This is a genomic window from Mycobacterium kansasii ATCC 12478 (assembly GCF_000157895.3).
In the GTDB taxonomy this organism is placed as follows: domain Bacteria; phylum Actinomycetota; class Actinomycetes; order Mycobacteriales; family Mycobacteriaceae; genus Mycobacterium; species Mycobacterium kansasii.
The window spans coordinates 3,536,232-3,547,744 of the sequence record NC_022663.1 but is presented as its reverse complement, the minus strand read 5'-3'; the positions used below and the strand labels follow the sequence as shown (position 1 = coordinate 3,547,744).

At 66.7% G+C, this 11,513-nt stretch carries 12 protein-coding genes; 3 read left to right on the top strand and 9 right to left on the bottom strand.

What is annotated here, in order from left to right:
* The 3 genes from MKAN_RS15485 to fadD5 all read right to left on the bottom strand — a co-directional run bounded on the left by MKAN_RS15485 (position 1) and on the right by fadD5 (position 3,544).
* On the bottom strand, positions 1-870 hold the full coding sequence (locus MKAN_RS15485) for an MlaE family ABC transporter permease (RefSeq protein ID WP_023369581.1): 870 nt from the start codon (positions 868-870) through the stop codon (positions 1-3).
* Between the two features lies 1 nt (position 871).
* Positions 872-1,648, bottom strand: coding sequence for an MlaE family ABC transporter permease (locus MKAN_RS15480; RefSeq protein WP_036395893.1), 777 nt, complete (start codon positions 1,646-1,648; stop codon positions 872-874).
* Positions 1,649-1,894: 246 nt separating this feature from the next.
* A complete protein-coding gene (fadD5, locus tag MKAN_RS15475) occupies positions 1,895-3,544 on the bottom strand; it encodes a fatty-acid--CoA ligase FadD5 (protein ID WP_023369577.1) in 1,650 nt (549 codons plus the stop codon).
* 147 nt (positions 3,545-3,691) lie between these two features.
* On the opposite strand from fadD5, the gene MKAN_RS15470 reads away from it, so the two are divergent.
* Positions 3,692-4,411, top strand: coding sequence for a GntR family transcriptional regulator (locus MKAN_RS15470; RefSeq protein WP_023369575.1), 720 nt, complete (start codon positions 3,692-3,694; stop codon positions 4,409-4,411).
* Here MKAN_RS15470 and MKAN_RS15465 read toward each other — a convergent pair.
* Positions 4,408-4,848 (bottom strand): SRPBCC family protein, encoded by a 441-nt coding sequence (locus MKAN_RS15465; RefSeq protein ID WP_023369573.1) that lies wholly within the window; start codon positions 4,846-4,848, stop codon positions 4,408-4,410. The genes MKAN_RS15470 and MKAN_RS15465 overlap by 4 nt on opposite strands.
* Before the next feature lie 123 nt (positions 4,849-4,971).
* Positions 4,972-5,478, bottom strand: coding sequence for an acyl-CoA thioesterase (locus tag MKAN_RS15460; RefSeq protein WP_023369571.1), 507 nt, complete (start codon positions 5,476-5,478; stop codon positions 4,972-4,974).
* 14 nt (positions 5,479-5,492) lie between these two features.
* Here MKAN_RS15460 and MKAN_RS15455 point away from each other — a divergent pair, with 14 nt between their 5' ends.
* Positions 5,493-6,599 carry an alcohol dehydrogenase catalytic domain-containing protein gene (locus MKAN_RS15455; RefSeq protein ID WP_023369569.1) on the top strand — a complete coding sequence of 369 codons (1,107 nt, stop codon included), beginning with the start codon at positions 5,493-5,495 and terminating at the stop codon, positions 6,597-6,599.
* 21 nt (positions 6,600-6,620) lie between these two features.
* Here the strand turns inward: MKAN_RS15455 and MKAN_RS15450 are convergent, their stop codons facing one another.
* On the bottom strand, positions 6,621-7,178 hold the full coding sequence (locus MKAN_RS15450) for a hypothetical protein (RefSeq protein WP_023369566.1): 558 nt from the start codon (positions 7,176-7,178) through the stop codon (positions 6,621-6,623).
* Positions 7,179-7,352: 174 nt separating this feature from the next.
* Entirely contained in the window at positions 7,353-8,522 is a 1,170-nt protein-coding gene (locus MKAN_RS15445) for a CaiB/BaiF CoA transferase family protein (protein ID WP_023369564.1), read from the bottom strand.
* A 378-nt stretch (positions 8,523-8,900) separates the two neighbouring features.
* On the opposite strand from MKAN_RS15445, the gene MKAN_RS15440 reads away from it, so the two are divergent.
* A complete protein-coding gene (locus tag MKAN_RS15440; protein ID WP_023369562.1) occupies positions 8,901-9,602 on the top strand; it encodes a DUF427 domain-containing protein in 702 nt (233 codons plus the stop codon).
* Between the two features lie 14 nt (positions 9,603-9,616).
* Here the strand turns inward: MKAN_RS15440 and MKAN_RS15435 are convergent, their stop codons facing one another.
* Both MKAN_RS15435 and MKAN_RS15430 read right to left on the bottom strand, forming a co-directional pair.
* Positions 9,617-10,531: an LLM class F420-dependent oxidoreductase gene (locus MKAN_RS15435; protein WP_023369561.1), complete on the bottom strand. Its 915-nt coding sequence runs from the start codon at positions 10,529-10,531 to the stop codon at positions 9,617-9,619.
* A 4-nt stretch (positions 10,532-10,535) separates the two neighbouring features.
* A complete protein-coding gene (locus tag MKAN_RS15430) occupies positions 10,536-11,417 on the bottom strand; it encodes an acyl-CoA thioesterase (RefSeq protein ID WP_023369558.1) in 882 nt (293 codons plus the stop codon).
* Between the last annotated feature and the right edge of the window lie 96 nt (positions 11,418-11,513).

Here is an 11,513-nt window from a genome sequence, read left to right as displayed (position 1 = left end):
TTACACCGTCAGTGCGAAGTTCGGGTCGACGCCGTAGAGCGCCAACGCGGCGGACAAGACGACCACGGGAATCGAAACCAGCGAGAAACGCATCGATCGGCCGACGGCCTCGCCGACACCGACGGGGCCGCCGCCTGCGCTGTACCCGTAGTAGCAGTGACTGACCATCACCACCGCGGTGATGATGATCGCCTCCAGAAACGACCAGAAGACGTCGTCGGGGCGCAGGAACGTCCGGAAGTAGTGCTCGTATGTGCCGGTCGACTGGCCGTAGAGCACCGTCGTGGTGATCTGCGGGGACAGGAACGCCATGATCATCGCCATCGCATAAAGCGGGATGATCACCGTCAGCCCGGCCAGGATCCGCGTGGTCGCCAGGAAGCAGACCGACTTGATGCCCATCACTTCCAGGGCGTCGATCTCTTCGCTGATCCGCATCGCGCCCAGCTCGGCGGTGGCACCGGCACCGACCGTTGCCGCCATGGCCACGCCGGTGACCACCGGCGCGGCGATGCGGACGTTGATCAGCGCGGCGAAAAAGCCGGTGAACGCCTCCACACCGATGTTCCCCAGCGACGCGAAGCCCTGGATGGCGACCAGCGAACTGCCGGACAACGTCACGAAACCGACGATGGCGGCGGTGCCGCCGACGACGGCCATCGCACCGGTGCCCATTCCGATCTGAGCGATCAACCGCAGGGTTTCCTTGCGGTAGCGGCTCAGCGCAAACGGGACGTTCCCGAGACTCACCAGCGTGAACCAGGCCAGCCGGCCGGTCGTGTCCAGTCCGCGGACCGCGGCCCCGCCATACCGGTTCACATTGGCGGCGGCCCTGGGGAATCGGGCCCGTAATACCGCAGAAGTCGCCATGTCAGTGCCCCGTCCCGAACCGGACGCCGACCGTGGTCAGCACCACGTTGACCGCGAAAAGGGCGACCACGCACAGCACGACGGTCTCGTTGACAGCGGTACCCAAACCCTTGGAGCCACCCCGAACGGTCAGCCCGCGATAGCAGCCGACCAGCCCGGCGATGAGCCCGAACGTCGCCGCCTTGACCATTGCGATGACGACCTCGGGCAGGCCGGTAATGGTGGTGAGCGTGGCCAGGTAAGCCCCGCCCGACACGTTCTGCAGATACACACCGAAGAGATAACCGCCCACCAGGCCGACGGTGATCACCAGGGCGTTGAGCAACGTGGCGATGAGGGTCGCGGCAATGACGCGGGGAACGACGAGCCGGTGGATGGGGTCGATGCCCAGCACCTCCATCGCGTCGATCTCTTCACGGATGGTGCGGGCACCCAGATCGGCGCAGATGGCTGTCGACCCGGCGCCGGCCACCACCAGCACCGTGACCTGCGGGCCGAGCTGGGTGACGGCCCCGATCGCCGCGCCGGCACCGGAGAGGTCCGCGGCACCGAACTGGGCCAGCAGCACGTTGAGCGTGAAGATCAGCAGGACGGTGAACGGTACCGAGACCAAGATGGCCGGCAGCAGCGCGACCCGCATGATGAACCAGCACTGCAGGATGAACTCGCGCCATTGGAATGGCCGGCGAAACAGCGCCTTTCCGGTCAACACACACATCCGGAAGAATCCGCCGACAAGCGTGAGAGGCGTTTCCAACTGGTCCCGCAGATAGCCCATCAGGTGCGGACGCGTCGAGGTCGTCGTCACTGTCGCCTCCTCACCGTGGGACCGCTCGGGTTGCGGCGTAACGGCCGATCATGTCGCACGCCTTCCTCCTTGCCCCATCCCTAGGTGTGTGACCGTCGGCTCCCTACCTGCAGGTAGTAACGGAGACCACAGGAATGTACCTGATGGCCGTCGGCGTGTGAACCGCATCCTCACAATTAACCCTTCGTCAACAGCGGGCAACCCGCAAAGGTCCTGTCAGTCGTCCTCTCTTGTCGTCGAATACGTTGGCGCAGAACGGTTTCCGAAGCTTTTCCGAGCTCCGTAACGCAATCTCAATTCGGTTTTGAGCACCTTCCCGGCGGGGTTGCGGGGCAGTGCCTCGACGATCTCGAGCGCCTTCGGGTGTTTGTAGCGCGCGAGCCGTTCGGTCAGGTACTCAGTTAGGTCTTCGATCCCGAGGGGAGCGTCCGTTACAGCCGCGATCGCAACCGGCACCTCGCCCCACTTTTCGTCGGGCCGGCCGATGACCGCGACTTCGACGATGCCGGGATGCCCGGCCAGAACGTTTTCCACCTCGGCGCAGTAGATGTTCTCGCCGCCGGAGATGATCATGTCCTTCTTGCGGTCGACCACCCAGACGTAGCCGTCCTCGTCCATCCGAACGAGATCCCCGGAATGAAACCAGCCGCCGGCGAACGCTTCCGCGGTGGCCTCCGGGTTGTTCCAATAGCCGCTCATCAATGTTGGTGCCCGGTAAACGATTTCACCTACCTCACCGACGGGCACGTCGTTCATCTGGTCGTCGACCACGCGGGCGGCGACCGTGGGGATCACCTTGCCGACCGAGCCGCGTTTGCGGATCGCGTCCTCGCCGAGCAGCATGCAGGTGACCGGCGACATCTCGGTCTGGCCGAACGCGGCCAGAATCTGGGTTCCGGGAAAGACCTCCGACATCTGCCGCAGCAACGCATCCGGCGCCGGTGCAGCCCCCCATGACATCACCCGCAATTTCAGGTTGCGCGGCCGCGCCTGCTGCTCGGCGCACACCGCCTGCCACTGCGCGGGCACCAGAAAGATGCCGGTGACCCGCTCGGCCTCCAGCACGTCGAGCAGTTGACCGGGATCGAACGCGCCCAGTGGGTAGAGCACGGTGGGGACGCCGAGCATCATCCCGGTCAGCATGTTGCCGATGCCGGCGATGTGGAACAGCGGGACGCCGATGAAACCGACGTCACTGTTGACGTTGGCGCCGCTGGTGTACAGCGCGGTGATGGCCTGCCCGGTGAGGTTGGTGTGCGTGAGCACCGCGCCCTTCGGCCGGCCGGTGGTCCCGGAGGTGTACATGATCAGGGCCGGCGAGTCGTTGGGGATGTCGACGGGCGCCGGCGGGTCTCCCGGTTCGCTGAGCAGGTTGTCATAGCCCAGCACGGTGTCGTCGGATGCGCCGCCGGCCACCACGATCGTGTCCACCAGCGGGTGGATGGCGCGGACTCCGGTGGCTACCGGTGCCAGCACCGCCTCGGTGACGAGCACCCGCGGGGCGCAATCCTCCACCAGGAAGGCGATCTCCGTCGGGGTGAGCCGGAAATTCAGTGGCACCGCGATCGCCCCGAGCATGTTGGCCGCGAACACCGACTCGATGAACTCGGTGCGGTTGAGCATCAGGATCATCACCCGGTCGCCGAAGCCGACCCCTCGACGGCTCAATGCGCCGGCCAGCGCGGAGACCCGATGGCTCAGGTCAGACCACGTCAGGGTATGACCCGTAAAGCGAAGCGCGGTCGCCCCGGGCTGCATCAGCGCGTGCCGCTGCAGCTGGTTGACCCAGTTTTGCCGCCGGGCCAGGTAAGGCTGTTCCAGGCCATGTGTGGCCTGGCTCAGATGACTGGCCAGTTGCGCGGTCAACTGTGCGATCCCTTCACTTCTGCACCGCTTGCGTCACGCTGATATTTGATAAAACATGGTGTTATCTGGGTCACATTAACGGGCTCAGTGGCCTTAAAACAAGACCTGCAAAGTCCCGCCAAGCCCCCGAAAGTCCTGGCAGGCCGCATGAACGCTCCGCTATCCGCCCGGCCGCGAAGCCGGCGGCCGCTGCGCCGGGCGCAGTTGTCCGACGAGGTGGCCGGCCACCTGCGGGCGGCGATCATGTCGGGGACCCTGCGTCCGGGCACGTTCATCCGCCTCGACGAGACCGCGGCCGAACTCGGGGTCAGCATCACGCCGGTCCGCGAGGCCCTGCTGAAGCTGCGCGGTGAGGGCATGGTGCAGCTCGAACCGCACCGTGGTCACGTCGTATTGCCGCTGACCAGGCAGGACATCGACGACATCTTCTGGCTGCAGGCCACCATCGCCAGGGAGCTTGCCGCCGCGGCCACCGCCCGGATCACCGACGTCGAGATCGAGGAGCTCAGCCGCATCAACGATGCGCTGGCCGCCGCCGTCGGGTCCGCTGACGCCGAGACCATAGCGACGCTGGAGTTCTCATTCCATCGCGTCTTCAACCAGGCCAGCCACCGAATCAAACTGGCCTGGTTCTTATTGAATGCCGCCCGGTACATGCCGGCGCAGGTGTTTGCCGCCGATCCGCGCTGGGGCGCGGCCGCCGTGGAAAATCACCGCCGACTGATCGCGGCGCTGCGTCGCCGGGATGCGGCCGCGGTCGCCGAGCACACTGTCTGGCAATTCACCGACGCAGCGCGCCGGCTGACCGAAACGCTGGACCGCAACGGAATCTTCGGCCAAGCCGACCGGGTTGCCCCGTCTCCCTAGCCGGTGGCCAGGTGTTCGGCCCGCTGTTTGAGGTTCTCGGCGAGCTGCTCGAGGACGTTGTTGAGCAGCATCTTCACCATGGGCGCGGGCACCGGCAGGCTGGGCTCGACGTCGATGTCCACGGTCAGCAAGCTGTTGGCGCCGGTCTCCACCACGCTGAACAACTGTTCCTGCTTGAGAAATAAGTCGCCCTGCTGCATGACCGTTTGAATCTGATTCTCGCCGGGGTAATACACGGCGTGGATATAGATGCCCTCGAAGCCTTGGATCGCGGTGTCGAGCCGCACCTGGCTGGGACGCCCGTCATCGTAGCGGTGCAGCACCCAGGCGCCCTTGATCCCTTCGTTCCATTCCGGGTACCGCTCGATATCGGCGACGATGCCCATGATCGCTACGGCGTCCGCGCTGACCTCGACGGTCTTGCTCAAGAGTGGCATTGGCGAAGCATACCCGGGTAGCCGGCGGGCGCTGACCGTGCCGGTTCGGGCCTGATTTCGGGTGTGGCCCGGCCCATTTCACGCGGCTTTCACGCTGCTTTCACGCGGCTTCACGCGCGGGCCTCACGCAAGCTTCACACAAGCTGTGGCCAGCAATGAGCGGATGGCCTCCGGGATCGGGACGGGTTTGCGGCTGGTCCGGTCGACGTAGACGTGGACCCAGTGGCCCAGCGCGGTGATCGGCTGCGCCCGGTCGGTGCCGGCCGTGAATACGCCGAGTCGGTAGGTGACGCTGCTGCGGCCCAGGCGGGTGACCGCCAGGCCCACGACCAGCTGTTGGGGGAAATGCAGTTCGGAGAAGTAACGACAGCCCGATTCGGCGACGATGCCCAGCGACGGCGTGGTGAGGGGGTCGAGGTTGGTACCCGTGTTGATCCAGGCGTTGATCGCGGTGTCGAAGAGTTGGTAGTAGACGGCGTTGTTGAGGTGGCCGAACATGTCGTTGTCGGCCCAGCGGGTGAGCACCGGCCACAGCACCGGGAAGTCGCCGCTGGTGAGGTTCTGCGGTGCAGGCGTTTCGGGCACCGACGGGACCGACGGGACCGATGGGACTTTCGATGTCGAAGCCATGGTTGTATTCCAACATGTTTCACATCCGCGGCGCGGTGCTCGAGCGGATCGGATCACCTCGCCCGTACGTCGAATCACGGCCGATCGGCGTCGCCGACCTCGATCTGGAAGCGCCCGGCAGCGACGAAGTGCTGGTCCGCATCGAGGCGGCCGGCGTATGCCACTCCGATCTGTCGGTGGTCAACGGCAACCGGGTGCGGCCGGTGCCGATGTTGCTCGGCCATGAGGCCGCGGGGATCGTCGAACAGGCCGGCGACCGGGTTGACGACGTAGCCGTCGGCCAGCGAGTCGTGCTGGTTTTCCTACCGCGGTGCGAACACTGTGCGGCATGCGCGACCGAGGGCATGACGCCGTGTCAGCCGGCCGGCGCGGCCAACGCGGCCGGAACATTACTGGGCGGCGCCATCAGACTCAGCCGGCAAGGTCATCCGGTTTACCACCACCTCGGGGTCTCGGGATTTGCCACCCACGCCGTGGTCAACCGGGCCAGCGCCATCCCGGTACCCGACGATGTTCCGCCGCACGTGGCGGCCCTGCTCGGATGCGCGGTGCTGACCGGCGGGGGCGCCGTACTCAACGTGGGTAACCCGCGACCGGGACAGTCGGTCGCCGTCGTCGGACTCGGGGGCGTCGGGATGGCGGCGGTGCTCACCGCCCTCACCTATCCCGACGTCCGCGTCATCGGTGTCGATCAGATGTCTGAAAAGCTCTCCGCTGCAAAGAAACTCGGCGTCCATGACGCATACACGCCGCAGCGGGCCACCGATGCCGGAGTGAAAGCGGACGTGGTCGTCGAGGCCGTCGGTCACCCTGGCGCGCTTGAGACCGCGATCGCACTGACCGCCCCGGGCGGCCGAACCGTTACCGTCGGGCTGCCGCCCCCGGACGCGCGGATCAGCATCTCGCCGTTGGGTTTTGTCGCCGAAGGCCGGTCGCTGATCGGCAGTTACCTCGGTTCGGCGGTCCCCAGCCGCGACATTCCCCGGTTCGTGTCGCTGTGGCGGTCCGGCCGGCTGCCGGTGGAATCGCTGGTGTCGTCGACGATTCGGCTGGACGACATCAACGCGGCGATGGACCGTCTGGCCGACGGCACGGCGATCCGCCAGCTCATCACGTTCTGACTCGGTAGGCTCACACCGGCACTAGCCCCACCACTGCGTGTCGCTGAACAGCGTCTCGACCGACTCGACCGAGCCACAGGGTATTCCGGCTGCCTTCAGCGCCTGACACTTGAACGCCCGGGCGGCCGAGCTGAGCACATGCTGCACCGGACTGATCGTGCGATTCAGCCCCCACGGCCACTCGTCACCCCACAGCGCCACCTCGCCCGACCGGTGCTCGAGCGCCTCGAGCACCAGGTCCCGCACGCGATCGTCTGCCGCGAACGCACCTGCGCTGACGGCCAGGCTCTGACCCCGTGTTCCCCATGGGCGGGACTCGGTCAATCCGGTCTCCAGGTCCGCGGCCCGGGCACCGAGGATCTGCAACGGCCGGGTGCCGTCGCCGCGCGGCAGCAATACCGTCACCTCCCAACCGGCCGTCACCCGGTCGTACAACCAGCCCCCGGCGGCGTGCACCACGTCGATGGCACTGGTGGCCACCACCTCGAGCCGGTAACGCAGACATTCCGTGCCGGTCCGCGGCCCTCGGCGCTCATCGGTCGCCAGGTAATCGCTGATGCCGAAACTGGGAGTGATCATCGGTTCATTCCTCGTGCGTGGACCACATGCTGACCGGTGGCTTGCCGCGGCCGTCAGGGGTGTCCGCCGCACCGGATAGCCCATCGGGACCGGTCCGGTTTCGGCGAATCGGGTGACAACGGCTCACCCGACAGCGTGACACTTTTGCGCAAACTTGTAAAGCTTCCCGGGCCGTCACGACCCGCGGCGGGCCGCAAGTTCGGCCAGAACTTCCTCGGTGTGCTGGCCCAGCGCAGGAGCCGTCCAGCGGGGCGCCCATGGCGTGCCGTGGAAGTCCGCCGGCGTGGCCACCATCGGCACGCTCGATTCCCCGTCCGGCACCTCGACGATGCCGCCCGCGGCGTGGAATTGCTCGTCGGCGACGACGTCCTCGAGCGTGTTGACCGGAGACCAGAAGAAATCCGGTTCGGCGGCGAAGGCTTCCGACCATTCGGCAAGCGGCTTCGTCGCGAAGATCTCGTCCAGCGCGGCGATGAGCGGCACGGCGTTGACCGCGCGGGCGCGGGCATCGCCATACCGCGGATCGGCCAGCCATTCCGGCCGCCCGACAACGCGACACAACGCCGGCCAGTGCCGATCCGCCTGAAGCCCGACGATCCAGAACCGCCTCCCGTCGCCGGCGGTGTAGTTGTTCATGCACGGGTTACCCATCGACTCGCGTTGTCCGACGGCGATCGGCTGGCCGGTGAGCAGATACGTGTTCAGGTCGAAGCTGACCGTGTAGGCGCCCTGGCGGTACAGCGAGGTGGTCACCAGTTGGCCGGTTCCGGTGCGCTCACGGGCGAGCAGTGCGGCGCAGACAGCGGCCGCCAGGGTCATGCCCGCCGAGTGATCACCCATGCCGCCGCGCTGGAACGGCGGGGTGCCGCCCGGCGGGGTGAGCAGATCGGCCACACCGGCGCGCGCCCAGAACGCCGCCACGTCGTAGGCGGCGCGGTCGGCGTCCGGCCCGCTTTCGCCGTATCCGGTGATCAGCCCGTAGACCACACGGGGGTTGTGGCCGGACACCGACTCGAAGTCGAGCCCCAGCCGTTGCAGCGCGCCGGGGCGCACGTTCGTCACGAAAACGTCTGCATCGGTGAGTAATTCGAAGGCAGTGCGGCGACCGGCAGCGGTGGTGAGGTCCAGCACGATGCTGCGCTTGGAACGGTTGTCCATTTCGAAAGGCGGGTTGACCCCGAGATCGCATCCCAGCATCCGCCCGAACATCCGGCCCGGATCGCCGGTCGGCGGTTCGATCTTGATGACGTCGGCACCCCAGTCGGCCAGGATGGCGGCCGTGGCCGGTCCAGCGACCCAGACCCCAAGCTCGACGACCGTGATGCCTGCTACGGGTCCCGCCATGGCTCATTCCTACCCCAGCTTGTATGCCCGAGGCTCTTCGGGACCGAAGCCCGGCAACGACCCTTCGAAGGCAGCACCCGCCGGGTGCGGTTGGGACATACGAAGTCCGACGAAACGTCACCTCCGCATCGCGCACGCGCAACTACATCGAAACGAGAAGCCGGCTGGTGCATACGGTCATAGCACACTCACATTTCGGGTAACGGCAATCCGTGACGGATAGCGGCGGGCCGCGACTTACGCTTACTTGAAAGCACGACGTCGCCGGGTTTCGGGGTCCGCCAGCAGCGCGCCCGCAACCCCGCACTGAGCAGACGCGGCTCGCGGCGACGCGGTCACCATGGCCGCGGCGCTGGTGCCCCAGTTGGGAGAAGCCTCATGAGTCTGGTGGCCGGACGTGGTCCCCTCAGCCGGAACCCGGCCGGAATCTTCTGTCCGCCGATACCCGCAAACGTCGTCTACATCGAACCGCATCCGCGCCGGATTCAGGCCTTCCGGAATGGGCGGCTGGTCATCGACACCGAGCGGGCGCTACTGGTCCACCGGCGCGATCAGCCGCTCAGCTACGTTTTCCCGGACGACGAGGTCGGCGACCTACCGACCGAGCATGAATCCGAAGCGCCCGGTTATGTTCACGTGCCGTGGGACGCCGTCGACACCTGGGTGGAGGAGGGCCGCAAACTCGTCCACTATCCCCCGAATCCGTACCACCGGGTCGATTGCCGCCCGACCACCCGTCACCTCAACGTCTCCCTCGCCGGGACGGCGCTGGTGGACACCCACGATACGGTGATCGTTTTCGAGACGTCGCTGGAACCGCGGCTGTACGTTGAGCCTTCGCAGGTGCGCACCGATCTACTGCGGAAGTCGGACACGTCGAGCTACTGCAACTACAAGGGCGCCGCGACATACTGGTCCGCCGTCCTGGACGACGTCTTCGTTGAAGACGCCGCGTGGAGTTATACCGATCCGTTTCCGGAAAGCCTGCCGATCAAGGGATTCCTCAGCTTCGACGACACCCGTATCGATGTCATCGCGGAGCTGCCGGGCCGCGTTCTCGGGGCGACAAAGGTGCTGTGATCCGCGACGAGGGGTCAAGCGGCATCGATCACCAGAGTCCAAAACCGCTCGATGCTCTCCAGCACATGAGCAAGGCTGTCGCCGGGCAGTCCCACCTGCACCCAGGTAACACCCAGGGCTGCAAGCTTTTCCAGCCCGGACAAGTAGGCGTCGGCGTTGAAGCCGTCGCTCGCCGGGCTCCCCCCGTCGGCGTTGGTGAACGTGATATCAATTGCCGACCAGTCCCGGCCGGCCGCGTCGCACTTGCGCCGTAAGTCGTCGATGCCGTCGGCAAGCCGGTCCACCGAGTCGATGGCCGCGGTACCCGCGGTCCGGGCCAGCCGCGCAGGGGCGGGGAACGGGCACCAGCCGTCACCGTAGTGGGCGACGCGACGACGGGCCGCCCGGGTGTTACCGCCGATCCAGATCGGCGGTGGACTGAGCGGTCTGGGATGCGCGGTGATGCCGCTCGCGGTGAAATGCCTTCCCACAAAAGATATGTCATCGCTGGTCCACACCGCGCGGATGACCTGCAGCGCCTCCTCGAACAGCTCGGCACGCTCGTCGTAGTCGACACCCAGTGCCGCGAACTCCCGTTTCAGATATCCCACCCCGACCGCCAGGGTGAACCGGCCGCCGGACAGCAGGTCCAACGTTGCGCCGGACTTGGCCACCAGGAACGGGTTTCGGTACGGCAGCACCACGATGTTGGGAATCAGGCGCAGTGTCGTCGTGCGTGCGGCGGCAAAACCCATGGCGACAAACGGATCCAACGCGTCATGGCCGCCCGCCTGAAGCCAGCGCTGTGACGGCGCCGGGTGGTCGGTGAAGCCGAACCCGTGAAAGCCGGCGCCTTCGGCCGCCGCGGCGATCGCCGCGATACCCGCCCCGGATAACAGCTCCGGGTGGTAGGGATGACTGTGCATCGGGTGGGTGACGACGAAGCGCATACCGCTAGAACCGGGACCGGGCGTCGATCGCCGTGTCGGTGGTGCGCAGCGGCCGGATCATCGCCTCCTGCGCAAAGGACGCAATGAGTCCGCCCTCCTCGGTGTGCACGGTGCCGCGGACGTACGACATCCCGGCGCCGACCTGCGTGCTCTCGTGGGTGTAGAGCAACCAGCCGTCCCAGCGCACCGGTTCGTGGAAGGCCACCGAGATCGTCATCGGCGCGGTGGACACGCTCAGATGCGCCTGGCTGGTACCGATGCCCGGGTGCGCCCGCATGGTGGTCGAAATGCCGAGGTGGCCGGTGAAGTACGCGACCAGCGCCTTCGCCAGGTCGTCACGGACCGGAATGGGGTCGTAGCGCAACCACGCGTATAACTCGGGTGGTCCGACCTCGTCGGGACTGTTGACGTCGACCACGTCGACGAGTCGCAACTCGCGTCCGAGCATCGGCACCTGCGAGACGTTGGAGTCCGCGGGCGCCGCGACGCCGGGCCGCGGCAGGTGATGGCGGATCACGTCGCCGGTGGGGACGTCGGCCAGGACGGTCATGGTGATGCAGCGCCGGCCGTCCTGCTGTGCCGAGACGACGGCGGTGGCGGTGGACCGGCCCTCGTGCACGACGTCGAGGAGCAACTCGACCGGCGGACCCACCGCGACGGCGCGGGAGAACACCGCGTGCGCCGAACGCACCGACTTGCTCTGGAACCGCTGGGCCACCGCGACGATCGCCTGTGCCAGCACCTGGGTGCCCTCCACCACCTGCCGGCCGTCCTGCCCGGCGATGCCGGTTTCGGCCCTGAACCGATCGGCACCCTGGGCCCGCACCTCGAAGAGCTCGAGCAGCCGATCGACCGACCATTGGGCCTGTTCGGAATCTGTCGTCAACCGCGTTCACCTCTTGCTTGCGACGCCAACTCAGGGCCCAGCGTGACACTTTGCGCTTATTTTGTAAAGGTTGCGCGTGAGGGTCCTGTCGCCGGG

Excerpts from the sequence above, each read along its gene's own strand:
- MKAN_RS15485 (WP_023369581.1), bottom strand. The coding sequence starts at position 870 with ATGGCGACTTCTGCGGTATTACGGGCCCGATTCCCCAGGGCCGCCGCC.
- MKAN_RS15480 (WP_036395893.1), bottom strand. The coding sequence starts at position 1,648 with ATGGGCTATCTGCGGGACCAGTTGGAAACGCCTCTCACGCTTGTCGGC.
- MKAN_RS15470 (WP_023369575.1), top strand. The coding sequence starts at position 3,692 with ATGAACGCTCCGCTATCCGCCCGGCCGCGAAGCCGGCGGCCGCTGCGC.
- MKAN_RS15465 (WP_023369573.1), bottom strand. The coding sequence starts at position 4,848 with ATGCCACTCTTGAGCAAGACCGTCGAGGTCAGCGCGGACGCCGTAGCG.
- MKAN_RS15460 (WP_023369571.1), bottom strand. The coding sequence starts at position 5,478 with ATGGCTTCGACATCGAAAGTCCCATCGGTCCCGTCGGTCCCGTCGGTG.
- MKAN_RS15455 (WP_023369569.1), top strand. The coding sequence starts at position 5,493 with ATGTTTCACATCCGCGGCGCGGTGCTCGAGCGGATCGGATCACCTCGC.
- MKAN_RS15450 (WP_023369566.1), bottom strand. The coding sequence starts at position 7,178 with ATGATCACTCCCAGTTTCGGCATCAGCGATTACCTGGCGACCGATGAG.
- MKAN_RS15445 (WP_023369564.1), bottom strand. The coding sequence starts at position 8,522 with ATGGCGGGACCCGTAGCAGGCATCACGGTCGTCGAGCTTGGGGTCTGG.
- MKAN_RS15440 (WP_023369562.1), top strand. The coding sequence starts at position 8,901 with ATGAGTCTGGTGGCCGGACGTGGTCCCCTCAGCCGGAACCCGGCCGGA.
- MKAN_RS15435 (WP_023369561.1), bottom strand. The coding sequence starts at position 10,531 with ATGCGCTTCGTCGTCACCCACCCGATGCACAGTCATCCCTACCACCCG.